26 protein-coding genes are annotated in these 21,346 nt (G+C 69.6%); 10 read left to right on the forward strand and 16 right to left on the reverse strand.

Features of this window, described 5'->3' with window-relative positions; translation table 11 throughout:
* Positions 1-4: 4 nt before the first annotated feature.
* Positions 5-697 carry an HAD family hydrolase gene (locus I7S92_RS02850; RefSeq protein WP_197641958.1) on the reverse strand — a complete coding sequence of 231 codons (693 nt, stop codon included), beginning with the start codon at positions 695-697 and terminating at the stop codon, positions 5-7.
* Between the two features lie 2 nt (positions 698-699).
* Positions 700-993 carry a DUF3572 family protein gene (locus tag I7S92_RS02855; protein WP_197641959.1) on the reverse strand — a complete coding sequence of 98 codons (294 nt, stop codon included), beginning with the start codon at positions 991-993 and terminating at the stop codon, positions 700-702.
* A gap of 121 nt (positions 994-1,114) precedes the next feature.
* Between I7S92_RS02855 and I7S92_RS02860 the strand changes: the two genes are divergently transcribed.
* Entirely contained in the window at positions 1,115-2,497 is a 1,383-nt protein-coding gene (locus I7S92_RS02860) for a diguanylate cyclase (protein WP_197641960.1), read from the forward strand.
* Here the strand turns inward: I7S92_RS02860 and I7S92_RS02865 are convergent.
* Genes I7S92_RS02865 through I7S92_RS02880 form a run of 4 tightly spaced genes read right to left on the reverse strand, consistent with a single transcriptional unit; the run spans position 2,494 to position 4,499 of the window.
* The gene (locus I7S92_RS02865; protein WP_197641961.1) at positions 2,494-2,973 is read right to left on the reverse strand and encodes a periplasmic heavy metal sensor; all 480 of its coding nucleotides are present in this window, start codon (positions 2,971-2,973) and stop codon (positions 2,494-2,496) included. The two genes, I7S92_RS02860 and I7S92_RS02865, sit on opposite strands and share 4 nt — an antisense overlap.
* Positions 2,974-2,977: 4 nt before the next feature.
* On the reverse strand, positions 2,978-3,319 hold the full coding sequence (locus I7S92_RS02870) for a dihydroorotate dehydrogenase (RefSeq protein WP_197641962.1): 342 nt from the start codon (positions 3,317-3,319) through the stop codon (positions 2,978-2,980).
* On the reverse strand, positions 3,309-3,914 hold the full coding sequence (locus I7S92_RS02875) for an RNA polymerase sigma factor (protein ID WP_197641963.1): 606 nt from the start codon (positions 3,912-3,914) through the stop codon (positions 3,309-3,311). Before I7S92_RS02875 ends, I7S92_RS02870 begins: the two co-directional genes overlap by 11 nt.
* Positions 3,915-3,953: 39 nt before the next feature.
* Positions 3,954-4,499, reverse strand: a complete 546-nt coding sequence (locus I7S92_RS02880; protein WP_242070038.1) for an EF-hand domain-containing protein — start codon at positions 4,497-4,499, stop codon at positions 3,954-3,956.
* 180 nt (positions 4,500-4,679) lie between these two features.
* Between I7S92_RS02880 and I7S92_RS02885 the strand changes: the two genes are divergently transcribed.
* Together I7S92_RS02885 and I7S92_RS02890 are read left to right on the forward strand one after the other, a co-directional pair.
* Positions 4,680-5,090, forward strand: a complete 411-nt coding sequence (locus I7S92_RS02885; RefSeq protein WP_242070039.1) for a DUF983 domain-containing protein — start codon at positions 4,680-4,682, stop codon at positions 5,088-5,090.
* Positions 5,083-5,685, forward strand: coding sequence for an NUDIX hydrolase (locus tag I7S92_RS02890; RefSeq protein ID WP_197641965.1), 603 nt, complete (start codon positions 5,083-5,085; stop codon positions 5,683-5,685). The genes I7S92_RS02885 and I7S92_RS02890 overlap by 8 nt, the downstream gene beginning before the upstream one ends.
* On the opposite strand, the gene I7S92_RS02895 is transcribed toward I7S92_RS02890, so the two are convergent.
* On the reverse strand, positions 5,605-6,615 hold the full coding sequence (locus I7S92_RS02895; protein WP_197641966.1) for a fatty acid desaturase: 1,011 nt from the start codon (positions 6,613-6,615) through the stop codon (positions 5,605-5,607). The genes I7S92_RS02890 and I7S92_RS02895 overlap by 81 nt on opposite strands.
* A 79-nt stretch (positions 6,616-6,694) precedes the next feature.
* Between I7S92_RS02895 and I7S92_RS02900 the strand changes: the two genes are divergently transcribed.
* The gene (locus I7S92_RS02900; protein ID WP_197641967.1) at positions 6,695-7,552 is read left to right on the forward strand and encodes a helix-turn-helix domain-containing protein; all 858 of its coding nucleotides are present in this window, start codon (positions 6,695-6,697) and stop codon (positions 7,550-7,552) included.
* Here I7S92_RS02900 and I7S92_RS02905 read toward each other — a convergent pair.
* Genes I7S92_RS02905 through I7S92_RS02915 form a run of 3 tightly spaced genes read right to left on the reverse strand, consistent with a single transcriptional unit; the run spans position 7,549 to position 9,646 of the window.
* Positions 7,549-8,043: a lipocalin/fatty acid-binding family protein gene (locus I7S92_RS02905; protein ID WP_197641968.1), complete on the reverse strand. Its 495-nt coding sequence runs from the start codon at positions 8,041-8,043 to the stop codon at positions 7,549-7,551. The two genes, I7S92_RS02900 and I7S92_RS02905, sit on opposite strands and share 4 nt — an antisense overlap.
* Positions 8,031-8,549, reverse strand: coding sequence for a hypothetical protein (locus tag I7S92_RS02910; protein ID WP_197641969.1), 519 nt, complete (start codon positions 8,547-8,549; stop codon positions 8,031-8,033). Before I7S92_RS02910 ends, I7S92_RS02905 begins: the two co-directional genes overlap by 13 nt.
* A 56-nt stretch (positions 8,550-8,605) precedes the next feature.
* Positions 8,606-9,646 carry an aldo/keto reductase gene (locus tag I7S92_RS02915; protein ID WP_197641970.1) on the reverse strand — a complete coding sequence of 347 codons (1,041 nt, stop codon included), beginning with the start codon at positions 9,644-9,646 and terminating at the stop codon, positions 8,606-8,608.
* Between the two features lie 221 nt (positions 9,647-9,867).
* Between I7S92_RS02915 and I7S92_RS02920 the strand changes: the two genes are divergently transcribed.
* From I7S92_RS02920 to I7S92_RS02940, 5 genes are all read left to right on the forward strand, one after another.
* On the forward strand, positions 9,868-10,620 hold the full coding sequence (locus tag I7S92_RS02920; RefSeq protein WP_197641971.1) for an SDR family NAD(P)-dependent oxidoreductase: 753 nt from the start codon (positions 9,868-9,870) through the stop codon (positions 10,618-10,620).
* Positions 10,621-10,662: 42 nt separating this feature from the next.
* A complete protein-coding gene (locus I7S92_RS02925; RefSeq protein ID WP_197641972.1) occupies positions 10,663-11,259 on the forward strand; it encodes a YceI family protein in 597 nt (198 codons plus the stop codon).
* Between the two features lies 1 nt (position 11,260).
* A complete protein-coding gene (locus tag I7S92_RS02930; RefSeq protein WP_197641973.1) occupies positions 11,261-11,803 on the forward strand; it encodes a cytochrome b in 543 nt (180 codons plus the stop codon).
* 92 nt (positions 11,804-11,895) lie between these two features.
* Complete coding sequence (gene metG, locus I7S92_RS02935) at positions 11,896-13,614, forward strand: methionine--tRNA ligase (RefSeq protein WP_197641974.1); 1,719 nt, start codon at positions 11,896-11,898, stop codon at positions 13,612-13,614.
* Positions 13,615-13,801: 187 nt separating this feature from the next.
* Complete coding sequence (locus I7S92_RS02940; protein WP_197641975.1) at positions 13,802-13,957, forward strand: hypothetical protein; 156 nt, start codon at positions 13,802-13,804, stop codon at positions 13,955-13,957.
* Between the two features lie 8 nt (positions 13,958-13,965).
* On the opposite strand, the gene I7S92_RS02945 is transcribed toward I7S92_RS02940, so the two are convergent.
* The 4 genes from I7S92_RS02945 to I7S92_RS02960 all read right to left on the reverse strand — a co-directional run bounded on the left by I7S92_RS02945 (position 13,966) and on the right by I7S92_RS02960 (position 17,089).
* Positions 13,966-15,174 carry an NAD(P)/FAD-dependent oxidoreductase gene (locus tag I7S92_RS02945; protein WP_197641976.1) on the reverse strand — a complete coding sequence of 403 codons (1,209 nt, stop codon included), beginning with the start codon at positions 15,172-15,174 and terminating at the stop codon, positions 13,966-13,968.
* An 82-nt stretch (positions 15,175-15,256) separates the two neighbouring features.
* Complete coding sequence (locus I7S92_RS02950; RefSeq protein ID WP_197641977.1) at positions 15,257-15,742, reverse strand: copper chaperone PCu(A)C; 486 nt, start codon at positions 15,740-15,742, stop codon at positions 15,257-15,259.
* 50 nt (positions 15,743-15,792) lie between these two features.
* Complete coding sequence (locus I7S92_RS02955; protein WP_197641978.1) at positions 15,793-16,146, reverse strand: hypothetical protein; 354 nt, start codon at positions 16,144-16,146, stop codon at positions 15,793-15,795.
* A 31-nt stretch (positions 16,147-16,177) separates the two neighbouring features.
* A complete protein-coding gene (locus tag I7S92_RS02960; protein ID WP_197641979.1) occupies positions 16,178-17,089 on the reverse strand; it encodes a hydrogen peroxide-inducible genes activator in 912 nt (303 codons plus the stop codon).
* Between the two features lie 126 nt (positions 17,090-17,215).
* On the opposite strand from I7S92_RS02960, the gene katG reads away from it, so the two are divergent.
* Entirely contained in the window at positions 17,216-19,384 is a 2,169-nt protein-coding gene (gene katG / locus I7S92_RS02965; protein WP_197641980.1) for a catalase/peroxidase HPI, read from the forward strand.
* Between the two features lie 67 nt (positions 19,385-19,451).
* Here the strand turns inward: katG and I7S92_RS02970 are convergent, their stop codons facing one another.
* Together I7S92_RS02970 and I7S92_RS02975 are read right to left on the reverse strand one after the other, a co-directional pair.
* Positions 19,452-20,642 carry a zinc-dependent alcohol dehydrogenase gene (locus I7S92_RS02970; RefSeq protein ID WP_197641981.1) on the reverse strand — a complete coding sequence of 397 codons (1,191 nt, stop codon included), beginning with the start codon at positions 20,640-20,642 and terminating at the stop codon, positions 19,452-19,454.
* 9 nt (positions 20,643-20,651) lie between these two features.
* A complete protein-coding gene (locus I7S92_RS02975) occupies positions 20,652-21,290 on the reverse strand; it encodes an SRPBCC family protein (RefSeq protein ID WP_242070040.1) in 639 nt (212 codons plus the stop codon).
* Positions 21,291-21,346 lie beyond the last annotated feature (56 nt).

A 21,346-nucleotide genomic window follows, 5' to 3' on the forward strand; every position in this document is an offset into this window, starting at 1 on the left:
GCGATCAGCCGGGAAGTTGCGCCAGCCAGCCGGGAATGGCGCCGATGTCGGGCAGGACGACATCGGCATGGGGCGCAAGCGTGGCGGCGGCGGCCACGCCGGTCAGCACGGCGATGGTGCGCATCCCGGCGGCGCGGCCGGCGTGGAGGTCGTGCAGGCTGTCGCCCACCATGGCGGTGCGGCCGGGCGGCAGGCCGAAGGCATGCAGGAAGCCCAGGCACATGCCGGGGCCGGGCTTGGCGCCATGGCCGGAATCGTAGCCGACGATATAGTCGAAAAGCCCGGTGATGCCATGCGCCTGAAGATGCCGCCGGGCCGGGGCCTCGGAATCGTTGGTCGCCACCCCCAGCCGCATCCCCCGCTCGCGCAGGCCGGTCAGCAAGGGGCGCAGCGGCACGGCCTCGGCCATGGGGGCGGTGCCGGCGGTGTCGTTGATCAGGTCGGTGAGGTCGTCCAGCGTGTAGCCCGGAAGCTCGGGCAGAAGGGAGACCGCGATCTGGGCCGCGGTTCCGGCGATCACCGGGCTGTCCGGGGCGAAGTCGCGGGCGGCAAGGTCATAGCCGATGGCCTGCGCCATGCGGGTGGCATGGGCCTCGTCCCGGGCGACGGAGGTCAGGAAGCCAGCGGCCCAGCCGCCCCAGGAGAGGCGGAAGTCGAACAGGGTTCCGTCCTTGTCGAAAAGCAGTCCGTCGATCATCTTCAGGTCCAGTCGGGCTCGGCCCCGCCGGGCAGGGCGGCGCGGGCGGAAAGCGGTGCGGTATAGGGCAGGCCTTCGTCATCGCAGAAGGCGATGACCTGGCGATCGTCCATGAGCAGGAAATCGAGAATCGCCAGCTGGAAGTCCGCATCCTGCGCGCGAGCGGCAAGTTCCGCCGGACCCGCGCCGGTTGCGGCCATGAAACCGCCGATCCGCCCGGCGTCGGCGGCAAGCCAGGCAAGCGCCCGCAGCGCGAGCATCTGCGCGGATTCCCGCGGGTTCTGGGCCTGTTTCATGCTGATTTCCATCTGCCTCGGCGTCGAAATAATGCCTTCGCCGCAATTCTGAAAGGATTTCTTAACTCTCTCGGTAACAGACTGTTCAGCACCTTGGTCATCCGGGCATGGCTGCAAAAAGATGAGTGGACGGATCCTTATTGTCGACGACGTGGCGACAAACCGCATCGTCTACCGGGCGCGCCTGGCGGCGGCCTTCTACGAGCCCGTGCTGGCCTGCGACGGCGAAAGCGGTCTGGCGCTGGCGCTGGCGGAACGGCCCGACCTGATTCTCCTCGACATCGGCCTGCCGGACATCTCCGGCTACGAGGTGCTGCGCCGGCTCAGGGGCGATCCGCGGCTGCGCGACATTCCGGTGATCGCCCTGACCGCCGCACGCGACAGCGAGACGCGGCTCAGGGCGTTCTCGGCCGGGGCGGACGATGTGATCGTGAAGCCGGCCAGCGACCAGGTGCTGCTGGCGCGGGTGCGCAACCTGTTGCGCACGCGGGCCGAGATCGTCTTTTCGGATGCCGAACTGCAGCCCGCCGGCCTGGCCGAGACCGCGGCGGCCTTTGAGCCCAGCGCCACGGTGGCGGTGGTGACCGGACAGGCCGAGGTGGCGCGGCAGCTGCAGGCGGACCTTGCCGGGCAGTTGCGCGACCGGCTGGTGGTCCTGTCGCGCGCCCAGGCGCTGGCCGAGGCGGCGGCGGCGCAGGGGGCCGAGGTGCCGGATGTCTTCATCATCCACGACGAGGACGGCGATGCCGGCTCCTCGCTGCGGCTGGTGTCCGAGTTGAAGAGCAACCTCGCCACCCGCCATTCCGCGGTCTGCGTGGTGGGCCGGGCGGCCGAGGGCGACGAGGCCGCGATCGCCTTCGACCTGGGCGCGGACGACGTGGTGGCGCCGCATGTCACCGCGACGGAACTGGCGCTGCGCACCCGCAGCCTTCTGCGCCGCAAGCGGCAGGGCGACCGCACCCGCGCGCGGATTGAGGACAACCTGCGGCTGGCGATGATCGACCCGCTGACCGGGCTGCACAACCGGCGCTATGCGGCGCAGGCGCTGACCACGATCGCCGCCCAGGCGGTGGAGCGGGGCCGGGATCTCGCGGTGATGGTGGTGGATCTCGACCGCTTCAAGGTGGTGAACGACCAGCATGGTCATGCCGCCGGCGATGCCGTCCTGGCCGAGGTCGCGCGGCGGCTGCGGGCCAACCTGCGCGAGGGCGACCTTCTCGCCCGGATCGGCGGCGAGGAATTCCTGGCCGTCCTGCCCGACAGCGCGACGCCCGAGGCGCGGCGGGTCGCCGAGCGGCTGTGCGCGGCGCTGGATGCACGTCCGATCCGCCTGCCCTCGGGGCTGGGGCTGACGGTCACGGTCTCGATCGGGGTGGCGGTTTCGGCGCTGGCCGAAGGGGTGCCGCTGTCGGTGGATGCGCTGGTGGAACAGGCCGACCTCGCCCTGCTTGAATCGAAGGGCGCGGGGCGGAACCAGGTCACCTACCGCAAAAGCGCGGCCTAGTCGCGGCGGCGCAGGCCTGCCTCCAGCCGGTCGGCGAAGGCCAGGCGCTCGGCCTCGTCCATCCCGGCGAGGCGGGTCTCCAGCAGGCTTCGGCCCAGTTCCAGCCGGCTGGCGTTGCGCGCCTCGATGGCGGCCAGGGCGGTGGAGAGGGCGGCGGGATCGAAGGGCCGGGCGCGCAGGGCGGAGAGGAGGGTCTGGAACTCGGCCCGCGCCGCCTCGCGGCTGGCGCGCAGGTCGGGGGTCCGGTCCAGGAAGGCCTGGCGCAGGGCGCGGCGGTCCTGCGGGCTCAGCGCCGCGCTGAACGGGCCGAAGGAGAGGTCGCGCGGGCCGCCGTGGCGCGGTCCGTGGCCCGAAGCCCAGGCCCCTACGACCAGCCCCGCCACCGCCAGGTTCAGCGCCACCGAAAGCGCCAGCGCGATCTTCAGGCCACGGCCGGGGCGCGGCGGCGCGGCGGGGGGTGCGGTGGGGTCGGTCATGGCGTCAGCCCTCGGAGGACAGGAAGTCGGTGGTCGGGAACAGGTCGATCGCCTCGGCCCCGGTCAGGCCCGAGGTGAGGTAGTCATAGGTCGTGGGGCTGAAATAGCCCAGCATCAGCCCCGCCACGGCGGCGGTGCAGACGCCCGCCAGCACCGGGCCACCGCCAAGGGCCAGCGCCAGCCGGGCCAGAAGGCCGGGGCGCGGCGCGGGGGCCGGGGAAAGGGCAAGGGGCCGGGGTTGCAGCGCCAGGGCATCGGCGACGACCCGGTCAAGGAGCGCCTCGGACGGGTCGATGCGCTGGCGCGCGGCACTGGCGAAGAGGTCGTCGAGATCGTCATTCGGCATCGGGGTCGTCCTTGTATCCAAGCTCGTCACGCCGCCCGGCAAGGATCGCGGCAAGGGCGCGCTTGCCGCGGGCGGTCAGGCTTTCCACCGCCTCGACGCCGATCTCCATGACGGCGGCGATCTCGGGATTGGCCAGCCCCTCGATATGGCGCAGCACCACGGCCTGACGCTGGCGCTCGGGCAGTTCGCCAAGTGCCGCCTGCAGCGCGGCCATGCGGTCGGCCTGCACCAGGCGGCCCTCGGCGCTGGGGCCGTCCGCGGCGAGGTCGGGCGCATCCTCCAGCGCGGTCTGGGCCTTGCGCCGGCGCGCGCGCTGCCGGTCGAGGCAGAGGTTGGTGGCGACCCGGTAGGCCCAGGTCGTCACCCTGGTCTCGCCCTGCCGCCACTCGGGCGCGATGCGCCAGAGCCGCAGCATGGTCTCCTGGGCGACATCCTCGGCCTCGGCCCGGTCGCCGCCCAGCATCCGGACGGCGTAGGCGTGGATGCGGGGAGTGACGCGGTGGGCAAGCGTCCGCGCGGCGCCGGGGTCCCCATTCGCATAGAGCACCATGAGCGCCTCGTCCGAAGCCATGTCCGCGTCGAAGGCCATCACCATCCCCGCAAGGGTCGCCCGTTCCGGGCCGGGCCGCAAGGGTCAGTCGTCGTCGCCCATCATGCCTTGGCCGCCCTTCATGCCCTTGCCGTGCCGCATCCGCTCGGACATCCACTTCAGCGCGGCGTCGGCCTCCTCGCGCGAGATCGCGCCGTCGCCGTCGCTGTCCAGCCGCGCCAGCCGGTCGGCCGAGGGACCGTCGGGCATCTCGTCGGCGGAAAGCGCGCCGTCGCCGTTGGCGTCCAGCCATTTCAGCATCCGCTCGGTGCGGGCGGCCAGCCGCTCGGCCATCCTTGCGGTCTGGAAGGCGGTCAGTTCGGTCGCGTCCAGCTTGCCGTCGCCATTGGCATCGGCCGCGGTGAAGCGGGCCTGCCGCTGGGCCGCGATCTCGGCCGGGGTGACCTTGCCGTCCTTGTCGGCGTCCAGCGTGTCGAACTCCTGCAGGAGCATGGCCCCGCCGCCCATCCCGCCATGGCCGCCCATGCCGCCCCTCATCCCGCCCGGGCCCATCTCGGCGAAGGCGGCGGTGGCGGCGACAGCGCCGGCGGCGGCGAGAACGGCAAGCGTGGTCCTGGTGGTCTTCTTCATCACGGTCTCCATTTCTGGACCCGTTCGTCGGGTCCGATGACTGTCTCACGCCGGGGGTGGCGGTTTCCGTCGCGGCTCGGCGGAATTTGCGACATGCCGACACAGGACCCGGCCTTGCCCCTTCACAACCGGCGCCGAGTCACTATGTTGCGCGTCTGGCCCGACCGGAGACCCGCTGCGATGACCCCTGCCCAGACCGTCGCCCTTGCCGACGAGGAAGAAGACCGCCCGGTGAAGCCCGCCCTGTGGCGCGGCTGGCGGCGGCGCTGCCCGAACTGCGGCGCCGGGCCGATGATGCGCGGCTATCTCAAGGTGCGCGACGCCTGCCCGGTCTGCAGCGAGGCGCTGCATCACCAGCGGGCGGATGACGGGCCGGCCTATATGACGATCCTGATCGTGGGCCACCTGCTCGCGCCGCTCCTGCTGATCGTCTACACGAAATGGCGGCCGGACCCGGTGACCATGGCGGTGGGCTTCACCCTGGGGACGGTGGCGCTGTCGCTCTATCTTCTGCCCCGGCTGAAGGGCGCGCTGGTGGCGCTGCAATGGGCCAAGCGGATGCACGGCTTCGGATCCTCGCCCGATGTCTGAGCCGATCCGGCCCGCGGCGACGGTGGTCCTGGTCCGCAACGCGCCCGGCGGCGCGCAGGTGCTGATGGGCCAGCGCGGCGCAGGCGCGGTGTTCATGCCGTCGAAATTCGTCTTTCCCGGCGGCAGGGTCGATCCCGAGGATCACGCCGCCCCCTGCCCCGGCTTCCTTGCCCCCGATTGCACCCGGCGGCTGTCGCTGATGGCCGGGGCGACCGCGCCCGATGCCTTGGTCGCCGCCGCCCGGCGCGAACTGGTCGAGGAGACCGGCCTGACCATGGCCGCGCCCCTCGCGGGTGCGCTGCGCTTCGTCTTTCGCGCGATCACCCCGCCCGGCCGCCCGCGCCGCTTCGACGCGCGCTTCTTCCTCGCCGATGCCGGCTGCCTTGCGGGCGATGCCGAGGATTTCGCCAATGCCTCGGGCGAGCTCGCCTTCCTGCGCTGGCTCCCGCTGCCCGAGGCCCGCGCGCTGGACCTGCCCTTCGTCACCGAGGTCGTGCTGGCCGAGGTCGCGGCCCTAATGGCGGGCGGCGACCAGCCCGGCGTGCCGTTCTTCGACAATTCCGGCCCCACCCCCCAGTTCCGCCGCCTGGTCTGACGCCTTCCTGACCGGCCAGACCGGATGCGGCACCGGGTCCTTGGCGTGGAACAGGTGCCGGCGGAAGATCTCCAGATAGTTGCGGTAGACATAGCCGTCGTTGCGCCGCAGGTAATGCTCGCGGTTGCCGAAGTAGAGCGCCGGCAGCCTGTACCAGGCGACGCCGGGGTGCATGTGATGCACGACGTGGAAGTTGTTGTTCAGGAACAGCAGGGCCAGCGGCCCCCGGCTTTCGATGACGACCGTGCGCGCCCGCGCCGCCTCATGCGCGCGGTGTTCCAGATAGGTGCGGATCTTCAGGAGGCTCCAGCCCAGGTAGGCCGAGAGGAGATAGGCCCAGACCGGCATCGCGGCGACGGCAAGCCAGCCCAGCACCAGCGCCACGCCCGGCAGATGCAGCGCCCAGGCCAGCCGGACGCGCCGGTCGCCCCGCCGCATCAGGCGCAGGTCGCCCGCGACCATGGTCCAGATCCCGATCGCCGGTCCCACCAGCATCCGGCCGAACAGCGTGTTGTTGAACCGCAGCAGCGCCTTGACCGCGCCGGGAAGCCGGTCCCAGACCGCCGGGTCGGAATAATTCGACTCCGGATCGTCATAGGGGTCGGTCAGCGCCGGGTCGAAATGGTGCTGGAGGTGGGTGTCCTTGAACCGCAGGTAGGGGACGAAGATGCAGAGTCCGGGAAAGACCAGCGCCTCGTTCAGGGTCTGGTTGCGGAACGGATGGCCGTGCAGGACCTCATGTGTCAGCGAGGAGAACTGCCCGATCGCCAGCGCGGCGGCGGCGATGGCAAGCACCGGCGAGGCGTCCCAGAGCGCGGTGGTCGCAAGCGCCCAGAGGGCATAGGTTGCGGCGAAGACGAGCAGCGTGGGCCATTCGATGGCGCGGGACGGGGTTTGCACTTGCGGGACCTGAACGGGGAACTGTCGCATCAGGATAATGGTTGGACCCTCTGGTGGACATTCGGGATATTGTAAACTGAACCCCGCAGTTGTTCTGTAAAAAGGACAGATGATGGAAAAAATCGACAAACGCGACCGCGCCCCCCTCTTCCGCGCCCGCCTGGCCGAGGCGATGGCCAGCCGGAAGCTCACCCAGGCGGAACTCGCGCGGCGCACGGGGGTGGACCGTTCCACCATTTCGGCGCTGTTGCAGGCGGGCACGCGCCTGCCCAATGCGCAGCTCGCGGCGGATTGCGCCCGGGCGCTGGGAATCAGCGCGGACTGGCTTCTGGGCCTCTCGGGCCGGCCGGAACCGATCGCCGACCTGCTCGCGGCCTCGCTGTCGCTGACCGAAGCGCCGCGCGCCCTGATCGACGAGCGGATCTTCGGCTGGCACCAGGAGGCGGCGGGCTACAAGATCCGCCACGTCCCGGCGACGCTGCCCGACATGCTGAAGACGCGGGCGGTGGTGGAATGGGAATACGAGCCGCAACTGGGCCGGACGGCGGAACAGGCGATCGGGGCCTTCGAGGACCGGCTGAAATGGATGCGCGGGGCCGGATCGGATTACGAGATCGCCTTGCCGATGCACGAGCTGACCGCCTTCGCCACCGGCAGCGGCTATTACGAAGGGCTGGCGGCAGAGGTCCGGCGCGAACAGCTTCAGCACCTGATGCGGCTCTGCGAGCAGCTGTACCCCTCGCTGCGGCTGTGCCTGTTCGATGCGCGGAAGCTCTTTTCCGCCCCGGTGACGGTGTTCGGCCCGCTTCTGGCGGTGATCTACCTCGGCCGGCACTACCTGGCCTTCCGCGACAGCGCGCGGGTCGAGACGATCACCGGCCATTTCGACCTTCTGGTGCGCGAGGCCGAGGTCGGCGCGCGCGACATGGCGGCGCATCTGGCCGCGCTGTGCGACAGGGTGCGCTAGAAGGGGCGGAAGGCGGCGGGGTTGTAGCCGTTGAAGTCGAAGACCGCGCGCGCGGCGGCCAGCCGGTCGGGCGGGATCGCCCCGCGGTCGAGGACAAGGCCGAACCGGCCCGAGGGCGTGCCGATGGCAAGGGTGCGGTAGCCCTCGTCGACCCAGAGGATCCACCAGTCCTCCTGCCCCGCCAGCGCCAGCCGGCCGGGACCGGCGGGGCGGGCCAGCGCATGGACCGGCCGGGCCTCGCCGTCGATGCAGAGCGTGCCGTCGATGGCAAGCCCCCCCTGGGCCGGGGTCATCCGCACCGCCCCCGAGGCGCAGCCGCCCGGCCGCCGGGCATGGGACGCGACCTGCCGCCACTCCCCCGCCGCGCGTTCCGGCGCGAAGGCGGCGGCGGACCAGACCGGCGTCGCGGGATCGCGGAACCCGGCGACCTTCTGCGGCGCCGGGGCGCAGGCGGCCAGCGCCACCAGCGCGGCGAGGATCAGTCGATGCACAGCGTCACCCTCGCGCCATTGTCCTGCAGGATCTCGTTGCACCCCAAAAGCGGCCTGACCGGCGCGCAGGTGCCCGAGCGGGCCAGGCAGACCCCCTCGCACTGGCTCTCGCGGGTGCACTGCTTGCCGCCATCGCGCGTGTCGTAGACGCAGCTGTGAAGATCGCCCTTGCCGGCCCGCGTCCAGCGGCCCTTCTTCTTCTCGCAGGCCAGCTGCATCGCGGATTTCGCGGGCAGCGCCACCTCGGCCGCAAGATCGGGCTGGGGCGCGGGCGTGGCGACCGGGGCGGGCGCGACCGGGGGCGCGGTCTGGACCTTGGCGGCCGGTTCGCCCACCGTGTCAGCCGCGGCGGGCGGGGCGTCCAGCGCCGTGACCTCGATCGCGTCGCCGGTGACGGCGTTCGGCGTCACGTCCTGCGGCGGCGTCTCCGCCTTGGGCGACAGCTGGCAGGCGGCGAGCAGGACCGTAAGGCCAAGCGCAAGGCAGAGGCGGGGCAGGTGCGGCATGGATCCCTCCGACAGGAGTTCAGGAGTGCCCTGAACCGCCCCGCGCCGCAAGGCCCTCAGTAGGGCGCGGGGAAGGCCCGGTGGGTTTCCGCGATCTCCTCCAGCACCTCGGGCGCAAGCGCAAGGTCGGCGGCGCCCAGGTTCGCGGCCAGTTGCGGCAGGCTGGTCGCACCCAGGATCGGGATGGTGCGGAAGGGCCGCGACAGGCAGAAGGCGATCGCCATCTGGCAGGGGTCGAGGCCATGGCGCGCGGCCACGCCGAGATAGGCCGCGACCGCCGGAAAGACCTGCGGCGTGACGCGGCCGCCAAGCTCGGGCGTGAAGCTGCGGCGCGAGCCTTCCGGGATCACGTCCCCGGCGTATTTGCCCGACAGAAGCCCGGCCGCCAGCGGCGAGAAGGCGAGCAGCGGCATGTCCTCGGCCAGGCTGAACTCGGCCCAGTCGGTGTCGAACTGGCGGCAGAGCAGGCTGTATTCGTTCTGCACGCTGGCCATGCGCGGCAGGCCCAGCACCTCGGCCAGATGCAGCCAGCGCCCCGCGCCCCAGACGCTTTCGTTCGACAGCCCGATGGCGCGGATCTTGCCCTCGTCCATCAGGGCCCGTGCGGTGGTCAGGACCTCGGTCATATGCGCGGTCTCGGCCGCCTTGTCGGTCGCGGTGGGGGCATAATCCCACATCTGGCGGAAGTGGTAGCTGCCCCGGTTCGGCCAGTGCAGCTGGTAAAGGTCGATGTAATCCGTCCCCAGCCGCTTCAGCGAGCCCTCGACCGCGGCACGGAAACTGGCGCCGCTGATCGGCTGGCCGGGGCGGACGGTCTGGCCCTTGCCGGTGATCTTGGTCGCCAGCACCAGCCGGTCGCGCCCGCCGCGCGCGGCCAGCCAGGCGCCGATGATCTCCTCGCTCCGGCCCAGCGTCTCGGGCCGGACGGGGTTGGTCGGATACATCTCGGCCGTGTCCCAGAAGGTCACGCCATGATCGACGGCCATGTCGGCCTGGGCATGGGCCTCGGATTCCGTATTCTGGCTGCCCCAGGTCATCGTGCCAAGGCAAAGCCGCGATACCGTCAGGCCGGATGTGCCAAGGGTCAGGGTCTGCATGCTGCCTCCGTTCGCTTCGGGGCAAGTTAGGCCGGAACCGCGCCGGGGCAAAGGGCCGGATCGAGGACCTGCGCGCGAACATCATGGGATCGGTCGCATGAGTCTGCCGTCTGCCGCCCGGAGAAGGTCCCGGCTGATCCCCGCGCGAATTGCCGCAGGTCATGGAACTTTCGCCCAAAGCCTGTCTTGCTGTCCCATGGCATGACAGAAGGAGAACCGGCATGGACATCACCTTTACCGGCAAGACCGCCCTCGTGACCGGCGCGGGCTCGGGGATCGGCGAGGCGATTGCCCTGGGCCTTGCCGCCAGCGGCGCGAATGTCGTGGTGCAGGACCTGAAATCCGAGGCCGCCGAACGCGTGACGGCCGCGATCGCCAAGGCGGGCGGAACCGCGATTCCGGCGGCGGGCGACGTCTCCGACCCCGCGACGGTCGAGCGCCTGGTGGCCGAGGCCGCCGGCTGGCAGGGCGGCCTGCAGCTTCTGGTGAACAACGCCGGCATCGGCGGGGCGCAGGCGCCGACCGGGGAATACCCGCTGGACGGCTGGCGGCGCGTGATCGACGTGAACCTGAACGCGGTCTTCTACGGCATGCGCTTCGCCATCCCCGAGATGCTGAAGGCCGGCGGCGGGGCCATCGTCAACATCGCCTCGATCCTGGGCTCGGTCGGGTTCGCCAATTCGGCGGCCTATGTGGCGGCGAAACATGCGGTGGTCGGGCTCACGAAATCGGCGGCGCTGGAATATTCGGCGAAAGGCATCCGGGTGAACGCCATCGGCCCGGCCTTCATCGACACGCCGCTCCTCTCGGCCCTGCCCCCCGGCGCGAAGGAGGCGCTGGTCGCCGCCCATCCCATCGGCCGCCTCGGCCGCGCGGATGAGGTGGCGGACCTGACGCAATACCTGCTTTCGGACCGCGCCAGCTTCATCACCGGCTCCTGCCACCTGGTCGACGGCGCCTATTGCGCGCAGTAGCACGACGGCTTGATTTTGCCCGACTCCCCTCCGGATGCTAGAGTGACCCAGACCTCCGGGGGGAAAGCCATGCGCTGCCTAGCCGTTGCCGCCCTGATCGCCATCGGTCTTGCGCCCTGCGCCCAGGCCGCGACCGTCGCCTACCGGATGGACGCCAGCGCCTCGACCGTGGCCTTCGAGACCGACTTCGGGCCCGACCTCATCACCGGCTCGATCCCGCTGGAGAAGGCGGACCTCCGGCTCGACTTCGACAACCTGGCGAACTGCACCGTCCAGGTGGCGCTGAACGTGACCGGGGCGCAGGCGAGCTTTCCCTTCGCCGCCCAGGCGCTGAAAGGGCCGAAGGTGCTGGCCGCGCGGGACCATCCCCGGATGACCTTCGAAAGCACCTCGGTCAGGCGCGCCGGCACGGCGGCGGATGTCACCGGCAAGCTCACCATCCGGGGCGTGACCAGGACCGTCACCCTGCGCGCCCGGATCTTCCGCCCGAACGGCAGCACGGCCGACGACCTCGAGCATCTCACCGTCAAGCTCTCGGGCCGCGTCAGGCGCTCGGACTTCGGCGCGACCGGCTGGTCCGACATGGTCGGGGACGAGGTGCGGATCCTGATCACCGCCCGCATCGACGCGGCCGGCTGACATGGGGCTGAAGAACGGCCCCGAGGAGTTCGGCCTTGTCACCCGCCTCCTCCACTGGACGATGATGCTCCTGATCCTCGGCCAGCTGGCGCTCGGCCTGCGCCTCGCGAACCTCGAGCCGGGACTGGCCAACCTCTGGCTTTACGGCTTGCACAAGACCCTGGGTTTCCTTGCCCTTGCCCTGATTCTCCTGCGGATCGCCTGGCACATCGCCAGCCCCCCGCCCCTGCCGCTTGGTCCGCGCAACGCGCTGTTCTGGACCGCCCGCGCCGTGCACCGGGCGATCTACCTTCTGCTCGTCGCCCTCCCGCTGACCGGCTGGGCCGGCAGTTCCGCCACCGGCATCGACGTGATGATCGCCGACCGCTGGATCGTCCCGCCGCTGGTCGAGGCCTCCGAACAGGCCGAGACCTTCTGGTTCGGGCTGCACGACATCCTGACCAAGCTCCTGATGGCGCTGATCGCGGTCCACATCCTCGGCGCGCTCAAGCGCCAGGCCGAAGGCGACGGCACCCTGACCCGGATGCTCAAAGGCCGGGTCTAAAAATTTTCGCGAAAATTTTTAGACCCTTCCCTGCGCTAGCCCTTTCGCGCCGCTTCGGCTAAGCAATCGCCGGACTCATGCAAGGCGCAGACATGGCACGCATCCTCATCACCTCGGCCATTCCCTACATCAACGGGATCAAGCATCTGGGCAACCTCGTCGGCTCCCAGCTTCCCGCCGACCTCTTCGCCCGCTTCAACCGAGCGATGGGGCATGAGGTGATGTTCATCTGCGCAACGGATGAACACGGCACTCCCGCCGAGCTTGCCGCCGCCAAGGCCGGCAAGCCGGTCGAGGACTATTGCGCCGAGATGCACCAGGTGCAGTCGGAACTGGCGAAGGGCTTCCGCCTGTCCTTCGACCATTTCGGCCGCTCCTCCAGCCAGCGCAACCACAAGCTCACCCAGCATTTCGCCGGGAAACTGGCCGAGAACGGCCTGATCGCGGAAGTTTCGGAGAAACAGGTCTTCTCCATCGACGACAACCGCTTCCTGCCCGACCGCTACATCACCGGCACCTGCCCGAACTGCGGCTATGAGGCTGCGCGCGGCGACCAGTGCGAGAACTGCACCAAGCAGCTCGACCCGACCGACCTGATCGACCCGCGCTCCTCGATCTCCGGCTCCACCAACCTGGAGGTCCGCGAGACCAAGCACCTTTACCTCAAGCAGCGCGCGCTCCGCGACAAGCTGGAGGCCTGGATCGACAGCAAAACCGACTGGCCGATCCTGACCACCTCGATCGCGAAGAAATGGCTGAACGACGGCGACGGCTTGCAGGACCGCGGCATCACCCGCGACCTCTACTGGGGCATCCCGGTCAGGAAGGGCGACCAGCCCTGGCCGGGGATGGAAGGCAAGGTCTTCTACGTCTGGTTCGACGCCCCCATCGAATACATCGCCTGCACGGCCGAATGGGCCGACGCCAACGGCAAGACGGACGCCGACTGGGAACGCTGGTGGCGCACCGACAAGGGCGCCGCGGACGTGACCTATTACCAGTTCATGGGCAAGGACAACGTCCCCTTCCACACCCTCTCCTTCCCCGCCACGATCCTGGGGTCCGGCGAGCCGTGGAAGCTCGTCGATTACCTCAAGTCCTTCAACTACCTCAACTATGACGGCGGCCAGTTCTCCACCTCGCAAGGGAGGGGCGTCTTCATGGACCAGGCGCTCTCGATCCTGCCCGCCGATTACTGGCGCTGGTGGCTCCTGTCCCACGCGCCGGAAAGCGCGGACAGCGAGTTCACCTGGGAAAACTTCCAGGCCTCGGTGAACAAGGATCTCGCCGACGTCCTCGGCAACCTCGTCTCCCGCGTGACCAAGTTCGCGGTGTCCAAGTTCGGCAACCAGGTCCCGGCGGGCGGCGAGTTCGGCCCGCTCGAGACCGCGCTGATCGCCGACCTCGGCGCGCGGATCGCCGACTACACTGCCCACATGCAGGCGATGGAGGTCCGCAAGGCCGCCGCCGAGCTGCGGGCGATCTGGGTGATCGGCAACGAATACCTGCAATCCGCCGCGCCCTGGTCGGTGGTGAAGACCGACCCCGCGCAGGCGCAGGCCATCATCCGCCTCGCGCTGAACCTGATCCGGGTCTATGCCGTGCTCTCGGCCCCCTTCATCCCCGACGCCTCGGAAGCGATGCTGAAGGCGATGGGAACGGCCGACCGCAGCTGGCCGCATGACGTCCCGGCCGCGATGCGCGCGCTGCCCGCGGGCCACGAATTCAGCGTGCCCGAGAACCTGTTCCGCAAGATCACCGACGAGGAGCGCGCCGACTGGCAGGCCCGCTTCTCGGGCATCCGCAGCTGACCCGGCGGAAAAGAATCTGTTTGCAGCCGCAGAAACCGTCCGTCAGCGGCGGTTTTTTGCGCGGAACGCCGCCGATCGGGAAATAATTCCGCCTCTCCGCGCAACTTGAGGAGGCAAGAGATCGTGAACGGTGCTATCTCTGACGGCGTCGGAAACCCGAACCGCTGCCACGTCAGGAGAAACCGATATGTCGCAAGCTCTGCCCCGGCGCACGCGCGCCTATGGCACATATGCCGCCATCGCGCTGTTCATCGTCGTCTATCTGGGGGTGTTGGGTGTGGTTCTGGCCCCGCGTGAGACCATCGCGGTCCATTCGGGGGCCATCTTCATGGATGAGGAGTGACGGCACGTTCAGATGATCGCGCCCTCGACCAGGGCGCGCTCTTCGGCGATCCGGTCGTAGTGGAAGGCTGACAGGTCAAGCGAGCGATAGCCGCCGTGGACGATCCACTCGGCGGTCCCGCGCCCCATGGCGGGCGATTGCTGCAGCCCGTGGCCGGAGAAGCCGTTCAGGAACAGGAAGTTCGCGATCTCCGGATGCGGGCCGGTCACGGCGTTCTGGTCCAGCAGGTTGAAGTCGTAGTGCCCGGCCCATTCGCTGATCACCTTCACCGCCTCGAAGGCGGGGATGCGGCTGGCGATGGCGGGCCAGATATGCTCCATCCAGACCTCCTGCTCCATGGCGAAATCCTCGAACGCGGCCTCGCCGTCCGGTTCGGCATGGCCCCCGGCCATATAGGTGCCGCCGCCGACCTCGCGCACATAGGCGCCCGAGGGGTCGATGGTCAGCGGCAGGGGCCGCGAGAGCGGGGTTTCCGCCTGGATCACCCAGTTGAAGCGTTTGCGCGGCTGGATCGGCAGGGCGATCCCGGCCATTGCGGCGATGCGCCCGCCCCGCGTTCCGGCCGCGTTGACCACCATGCCGCAGCCGAGGGTCCGGCCCGATTTCAGCCGGACGCCGGTGACCCGGCCCTGGGCCAGATCCAGCCCCGCCACCTCGTCCGCCAGATATTCCACCCCCGCCTCGCGCGCCTTGCGGTGGAACCAGTCGAAGACGGTGGAGCCGTCGAAATAGCCCTCGTCCCGCAGGTTGAGGCTGCCGAGGACGATGTCGTCCACCCGGTAGAACGGATATTCCTCCAGGATCTCCTCGGGCGCCAGAAGCCGCGTCCCCGCCCCCGCCGCGGCCTGCACGGCATGGTTCCGGCGCAGGACCTGGGCGAAATCCTCGTTGTCGGCCAGGTAGAGATAGCCGAAGTTCTGGATCTTCAGCTCGGGTACCCGCGGGTCGCCCCCCATGCGCTGCCGCAGGTTCTGCACGAAATCCGCGCCGAACTGCGAGATGCGGACATTGAGCTCGGTCGAATACTGCTGGCGGATGCAGGAGAAGCTCAGCGTCGTGGCCGCCTGCGCATAGGTCGGGTCGCGCTCGATCACCAGGATGCGGCCCTGAAAGCCCAGCTGCGTCAGCCACCAGGCCGTGGACGAGCCCATGATCGCGCCGCCGATGATGACGACGTCATAGCGGTCGTGCCGCGGTTCCGCCTGAAAACCCTGCATCATGTTCTCCCTGCCCGGTGGCCGGGGTTTAGCCCGCTGTGCGGGTGGCGGCAACCGGCCGGGACCGGCTGCCGCAGGAGGGTCAGTTGCTCATCTGGGAATGGTCCATGCCTTCCATGCCGCCCTGCCCCATCGGCGGATCGATCTGGAACTCGATCTCCACCCGGCCGGCCTTTTCGAAGATCAGCGTGGCCTTGTGCATCTCGCCTTCGGTCAGGGCGCCGTTCAGGCCCATGAACATGATGTGATAGCCGCCGTGCTCCAGGTTCACGGTCCCGCCGGCGGGCAGGTCGATCGCCTCGACATGGACCATGGTGCCGACGCCATCGGCACCGACGCGGCTTTCATGGACTTCGGACTTGGCGGCGATCTCGCTTTCGACGCCGATCAGGCGGTCGGCCTCGGTGCCGCTGTTGACGATGCTCATGAAGCCGCCGGCGGCCTTGGCGCTGGCTGCGGGCTGCGGGATATGGGGGTGGACGATCTGCAGATCGCCCGCGGTGACATCATGGGCCATCGCCGGGGCGGCAAGGAAAAGGGTGGCCAGAAGGGCCAGGATACGGGACATGACGGACTCCATCCGTTGCTGGGTTGGTTGGGGAAGTAAGGGAAACGCGGTCAGGCCGCGGGCGGGCCCTGCGGGCTGTGTCCGGGGTCGCGGACGCGCGCCATCGCGCGGGGATCCTGCCTCGGTCCCGGCAGGACCAGCGCCACGGGCACCAGCCGTTGCGGCAGCGCGACCGGGGGCGGCAGGTCCAGCGCCGTGACGATCTGGCAGGCCAGGCATTGCACGCCCGGCGGGTGGCCTTCGGGCCCGTCGCCACAAAGCTCGCCGCCGTTCGCCGTGACGAAGGCCAGCGCGGCATCGCCGCTGTCGGGCGCGCGGTGGCCATAGGCGCTCGCGGTCAGCGAGACCGCGAGGACGGCCAGCAGCGCCAGCCGTTGCACCAGAAGGAAGAACCGCAGCAGCATGGCCCTGTCATGGGCCAAACCGCGCAGGCGGTCAACCGGCGATGCCGTCCTGCGGCATCGCGGCGGGCGGGAGCAGCGCCGCGGCCAGTTCGGCCAGCTGCGGCGCCAGCGGGTTGGTCCGCCGCCACACCAGCCCGATCGTGCGGCTGGGGCGCGGATCGGGCAGCCGGTGCAGCACCACCTCGGCCGAGCGCGTCTCGACCGCCGCCGCCATCTCGGGGATCAGCGTCACCCCGATCCCCGCCCCCACCATCTGCACCAGCGTCGAAAGCGAGGAGCCCTGCATGATCTCGCCCGCCAGCGCCGGGGGCAGCTTGCAATAGCTGATCGCCTGGTCGCGAAAGCAATGCCCCTCCTCCAGCAAGAGCAGCGGCATCTCGCGCAGGTTCTCCAGCGCGGGCACCGGCTCCCCGGCCATGGCGGCGGGACGGACCAGCAGGAAATCCTCGTCGAAAAGCGGATGCTCGGCCAGCGAAGGCTCGGACACCGGCAGGGCGACAAGCGCGAGGTCCAGCCGCCCCTCGGCCAGGTCGCGCATCAGGCGCGGCGTCACCGCCTCGCGCGGGCGCAAGTCGAGGTCGGGGAAACGCTCCGCCAGCCGGCGGATCAGCTGCGGCAGGAAATAGGGCGCGACGGTGGGGATGATCCCCAGCCGCAGCCGGCCGGCCAGCGGCCCGGCCCCGGTGCGGCCCAGCGCGGCCAGCTCGTCCACCGCGCGCAGGATCTCGGCCCCGCGCAGGGCGAAATCCTCGCCCAGGGCGGTCAGCCGGACCTGACGCGGCCCGCGCTCTACCAGCGGCGCGCCCAGGATCTCCTCCAGCTCCTTGATCTGCAGCGAAAGCGCGGGCTGCGAGATCGACGAAGCCTCGGCCGCGCGGCCGAAATGGCGCTGCCGGGCCAGGGCATCGAAATAGCGCAGGTGCTTCATGGTCAGCTGTGTCATAAGTTCAGCTTATCGCCATAATTGGAAAATGAAAATTCCCTTTATCGCGCAGCGGTGCTAGCAGCAGGGCCGGACGGAAAGGACGAGTCGCTCGTCCCTTCGCGGCAGAGCAAGAAGGAGAGCAAGATGGACGGCAACGACAGCGCAGCGGCGGGCAAGTGCCCGGTGATGCATGGCGCGATGACCACCACCACGACCTCGGTCACGGAATGGTGGCCGAAGACGCTGAACCTGGACATCCTGCACCAGCATGACTCCAAGGTGAACCCGCTGACCGGCTTCAACTACCGCGAGGAAGTGAAGAAGCTGGACTTCGAGGCGGTGAAGCGCGACCTCATCGCCCTGATGACCGACAGCCAGGACTGGTGGCCGGCCGACTGGGGCCATTACGGCGGTCTCTTCATCCGGATGAGCTGGCACGTCGCCGGCACCTATCGCATGGCCGACGGCCGCGGCGGCGCGGGCACCGGCAACCAGCGGTTCGCGCCGCTGAACTCTTGGCCGGACAACGCCAACCTGGACAAGGCCCGCCGCCTGCTCTGGCCGATCAAGAAGAAATACGGCAACCGTCTGTCCTGGGCCGACCTTCTGGTCCTGGCCGGGACCGTCGCCTACGAATCCATGGGCCTCAAGACCTATGGCTTCGGCTTCGGCCGCGAGGACATCTGGGCCCCCGAGAAGGACATCTACTGGGGCTCGGAAAAGGAATGGCTGACCGACCAGCGCTATCCGACCAGGGAAGACCGCAAGTCGCTGGACAACCCGCTGGCAGCGGTGGTCATGGGCCTGATCTACGTCAACCCGCAGGGCGTCGACGGCCAGCCCGACCCGACCCGCACCGCCCATGACGTGCGCGAGACCTTCGCCCGCATGGCGATGAACGACGAGGAGACCGTGGCGCTGACCGCGGGCGGCCATACCGTCGGCAAGACCCATGGCAACGGCGACGCCTCGCTGATCGGGGCCGAGCCGGAAGGCGCGGGGCTCGAGGAGCAGGGCCTGGGCTGGATGATCAACTCCACCCGTTCGGTCGGCCGCGATACCGTGACTTCGGGCCTGGAGGGCGCCTGGACCACCCATCCGACGCAATGGGACGACGGCTATTTCAAGCTGCTGTTCAAATATGACTGGTGGCTGAAGAAATCCCCCGCCGGCGCCTGGCAGTGGGAGCCGATCGGCATCGCCGAGGAGGACATGCCGGTCGACGTCGAGGATCCCTCGATTCGCCGCATGCCGATGATGACCGACGCCGACATGGCGCTGCGCTTCGACCCCGGCTTCCGCAAGATCGCCGAGCGGTTCCGCGACGACCACGCCTATTTCAGCGAGGTCTTCGCCCGCGCCTGGTTCAAGCTGACCCACCGCGACATGGGTCCGAAGGCGCGTTACCTGGGCCCCTGGGTCCCGGCCGAAAACCTGATGTGGCAGGATCCGGTTCCGGCCGGCTCCACCGACTGGGACGTGGCCGCCGTCAAGGCGAAGATCGCCGCCTCGGGCCTGTCGGTCAGCGATATGGTCAGCACCGCCTGGGATTCGGCCCGCACCTATCGCGGCTCGGACCACCGGGGCGGCGCGAACGGCGCCCGCATCCGTCTCGCCCCGCAGAAGGACTGGGAGGGCAACGAGCCCGCCCGCCTGGCCCGCGTCCTGTCCGTGCTGGAACCCATCGCCCGTGAGGCCGGGGCTTCGGTCGCCGACGTGATCGTGCTGGCGGGGAACCTGGGCGTGGAACAGGCGGCGAAGGCGGCCGGGTTCGAGGTGACCGTGCCCTTCCATGCCGGACGCGGCGATGCCACCGACGCCCAGACCGACGCCGAGAGCTTCTCGGTGCTCGAACCGCTGGCGGACGGGTTCCGCAACTGGATGAAGCAGGACTATGCCGTCACGGCCGAGGAGCTGATGCTCGACCGCGCGCAGCTCATGGGCCTGACCGCGCCCGAGATGACCTGCCTTCTGGGCGGCATGCGGGTGATCGGCGCCAACCATGGCGGCACCCGGCACGGGGTCTTCACCGATCGCGTCGGCGCGCTGACCACAGACTTCTTCACCGTGCTGACCGACATGGGCTACAAATGGGTCCCGAAGGGGTCGAACCTCTATGACATCGCCGACCGCAAGACCGGCGCGGTGAAATGGACCGCCACCCGCGCGGACCTGGTGTTCGGCTCGAACTCGATCCTGCGCGCCTATGCCGAAGTCTATGCCCAGGACGACAACCGCGAGAAGTTCGTGAAGGACTTCGTTGCGGCCTGGACCAAGGTCATGGAGGCCGACCGCTTCGACCTCCGCACCTGATCGCTGTTACCAGTACCCCTGTTACCAGTGACGGATGGCCCGGGAGGAGACTCCCGGGCCGTTTGCATCAGCCGCTCCAGTCCGCGGCCGGGGTCTTCAGCACCACCTTGGTCCAGCGGTCCTGCTCGTCGCGGAAGCCTTCGTATCCCCTTGCGGCCTCCTCCAGCGGCAGGCGGTGGCTGATCAGGAAGGTGGTGTCGATCTCGCCCTCGGCGATGCGGTGCAGAAGGCTCGGCATGTAGCGTTGCACATGCGTCTGGCCCGAGCGCAGCGTCAGCCCCTTCTGCATCACCGCGCCGGTCGGGAAGGTGTCGGCAAAGCCGCCGTGGACGCCGGGGACCGAGACCCGTCCCCCCTTGCGGCAGGCGTGGATCGCCGCGCGCAGGGCATGGATGCCATCCACCCCGATCCCCACCGCCTGCTTCGCCCGGTCCATCAGCCGGTCGGGGGCAAGGCCGTGGCTCTCCATCCCCACCGCGTCGATCACCGCGTCGGGGCCGATGCCGCCGGTCATCTCCATCAGCGCCTCGGCGACATGGCTCTCGCGGTAGTTGACCGGCTTCGCGCCCAGGCTTGCCGCCAGTTCCAGCCGATTCGGGTGATGGTCGATGGCGATGACCTGCCCCGCCCCCATGAGCAGCGCCGACTGCACGGCGAAAAGGCCGACCGGACCGCAGCCCCAGACCGCAATCGTGTCGCCGGGCCGGATGTCGCAGTTCTCGGCCGCCATCCAGCCGGTCGGCAGGATGTCCGACAGGAACAGCACCTGGTCGTCCGGCAGGTCATCCGGCACCGGGATCGGCCCCACGTCGGAAAAGGGCACCCGGACATATTCCGCCTGCCCGCCCGCATAGCCCCCGGTCAGATGGCTGTAGCCGAAGATCCCGCTCATCGCATGGCCGAACATCGTCTCGGTCGCGTCCTGCGTTTCCACCGGGTTGGAATTGTCGCAGGCCGAATGAAATCCCGAGGCGCAGAAGAAGCAGGTGCCGCAGGAGATGGTGAAGGGCACCACCACGCGCTGCCCCTTCCTCAGGCTGCTGCCTCGCCCGGCATCGACCACGCGGCCCATGAATTCGTGGCCCAGGATGTCGCCCGCCCGCATGCCCGGGATCACCCCGTCATAGATATGCAGGTCCGAGCCGCAGATCGCCGTCGAGGTCACCTCGATGATCGCGTCGCGGGGATTGAGGATCTGCGGATCCGGAACGGTCTCCACCCGCACGTCCTTCGTGCCTTGCCAGGTCAAAGCGCGCATCGCGGCCTCCTATTCCTCGGGGCGGCGGCGCGCCGTCGCGATCTCGCCGGTTTCCATCAGCATCTTGAACCGCTTCAGCTCATGGCGCGACTGCACCCCCGGCGCGCGGCCCGACGCCCTGGCGACCATCTGGCCCAGCGCGCCGAAGGGCGGGTCCCAGGCGATGATCGCGGTGACGACGGTGCCGCGCCCGGCGGGCGCGTCGGCGAACATGACCTTGCCCGAGGTGTCGATCTCCGACCCCTCGACCGAGCGCCATGCGATCACCTCGCCGGGCTGGTCGGTGACGATCCGGGTCCTGACCTCGACCGTCCGGCCCATGGGCGCGCGGATCGTCCAGCGGGTCAGCCCTTCCTCCTCCGCCACGCTGTCCAGGTTCGCCATGAACTGCGGCAGGTTGGCGAAGCGGCGCCAGAAGGCGTAAAGCTCGGCCCGCGGGCGGGCGATGGTGACGCTATGGCCGGTGACCGCGTACTCCCCCCAGCGCGTCCGCCGGGCGGTCCGTCCGGGGGCGCTGTCGCGGTTGCCCCGTGGCGGCTGTGCGCTCTGCCAGGCCAGCACCGCAACCGCCGCGATCCCGCCGCCCAGGATCAGCCAACCCAATGCCCTGCGTCCCGCCATGCCCCCTGCCCCCATGCCCTCTGCCATGCCGTGGGGAACCGGCGGCGGCGGGCTTTGTTCCGGGTTCCGATTCCGCCCTCTTA

The sequence above is a fragment of the Tabrizicola soli genome, from assembly GCF_015999335.1.
In the GTDB taxonomy this organism is placed as follows: domain Bacteria; phylum Pseudomonadota; class Alphaproteobacteria; order Rhodobacterales; family Rhodobacteraceae; genus Tabrizicola; species Tabrizicola soli.

Coding starts and splice junctions, on each gene's coding strand:
- I7S92_RS02955 (WP_197641978.1), bottom strand. CDS start 16,146: ATGCTGCTGCGGTTCTTCCTTCTGGTGCAACGGCTGGCGCTGCTGGCC.
- I7S92_RS02920 (WP_197641971.1), top strand. CDS start 9,868: ATGGACATCACCTTTACCGGCAAGACCGCCCTCGTGACCGGCGCGGGC.
- I7S92_RS02945 (WP_197641976.1), bottom strand. CDS start 15,174: ATGCAGGGTTTTCAGGCGGAACCGCGGCACGACCGCTATGACGTCGTC.
- metG (WP_197641974.1), top strand. CDS start 11,896: ATGGCACGCATCCTCATCACCTCGGCCATTCCCTACATCAACGGGATC.
- I7S92_RS02975 (WP_242070040.1), bottom strand. CDS start 21,290: ATGGCAGAGGGCATGGGGGCAGGGGGCATGGCGGGACGCAGGGCATTG.
- I7S92_RS02875 (WP_197641963.1), bottom strand. CDS start 3,914: ATGGTGATGGCCTTCGACGCGGACATGGCTTCGGACGAGGCGCTCATG.
- I7S92_RS02900 (WP_197641967.1), top strand. CDS start 6,695: ATGATGGAAAAAATCGACAAACGCGACCGCGCCCCCCTCTTCCGCGCC.
- katG (WP_197641980.1), top strand. CDS start 17,216: ATGGACGGCAACGACAGCGCAGCGGCGGGCAAGTGCCCGGTGATGCAT.
- I7S92_RS02970 (WP_197641981.1), bottom strand. CDS start 20,642: ATGCGCGCTTTGACCTGGCAAGGCACGAAGGACGTGCGGGTGGAGACC.
- I7S92_RS02915 (WP_197641970.1), bottom strand. CDS start 9,646: ATGCAGACCCTGACCCTTGGCACATCCGGCCTGACGGTATCGCGGCTT.
- I7S92_RS02940 (WP_197641975.1), top strand. CDS start 13,802: ATGTCGCAAGCTCTGCCCCGGCGCACGCGCGCCTATGGCACATATGCC.
- I7S92_RS02865 (WP_197641961.1), bottom strand. CDS start 2,973: ATGACCGACCCCACCGCACCCCCCGCCGCGCCGCCGCGCCCCGGCCGT.
- I7S92_RS02890 (WP_197641965.1), top strand. CDS start 5,083: ATGTCTGAGCCGATCCGGCCCGCGGCGACGGTGGTCCTGGTCCGCAAC.
- I7S92_RS02880 (WP_242070038.1), bottom strand. CDS start 4,499: ATGAAGAAGACCACCAGGACCACGCTTGCCGTTCTCGCCGCCGCCGGC.
- I7S92_RS02870 (WP_197641962.1), bottom strand. CDS start 3,319: ATGCCGAATGACGATCTCGACGACCTCTTCGCCAGTGCCGCGCGCCAG.
- I7S92_RS02850 (WP_197641958.1), bottom strand. CDS start 697: ATGATCGACGGACTGCTTTTCGACAAGGACGGAACCCTGTTCGACTTC.
- I7S92_RS02860 (WP_197641960.1), top strand. CDS start 1,115: ATGAGTGGACGGATCCTTATTGTCGACGACGTGGCGACAAACCGCATC.
- I7S92_RS02885 (WP_242070039.1), top strand. CDS start 4,680: ATGACCCCTGCCCAGACCGTCGCCCTTGCCGACGAGGAAGAAGACCGC.
- I7S92_RS02910 (WP_197641969.1), bottom strand. CDS start 8,549: ATGCCGCACCTGCCCCGCCTCTGCCTTGCGCTTGGCCTTACGGTCCTG.
- I7S92_RS02930 (WP_197641973.1), top strand. CDS start 11,261: ATGGGGCTGAAGAACGGCCCCGAGGAGTTCGGCCTTGTCACCCGCCTC.
- I7S92_RS02895 (WP_197641966.1), bottom strand. CDS start 6,615: ATGCGACAGTTCCCCGTTCAGGTCCCGCAAGTGCAAACCCCGTCCCGC.
- I7S92_RS02950 (WP_197641977.1), bottom strand. CDS start 15,742: ATGTCCCGTATCCTGGCCCTTCTGGCCACCCTTTTCCTTGCCGCCCCG.
- I7S92_RS02960 (WP_197641979.1), bottom strand. CDS start 17,089: ATGACACAGCTGACCATGAAGCACCTGCGCTATTTCGATGCCCTGGCC.
- I7S92_RS02855 (WP_197641959.1), bottom strand. CDS start 993: ATGAAACAGGCCCAGAACCCGCGGGAATCCGCGCAGATGCTCGCGCTG.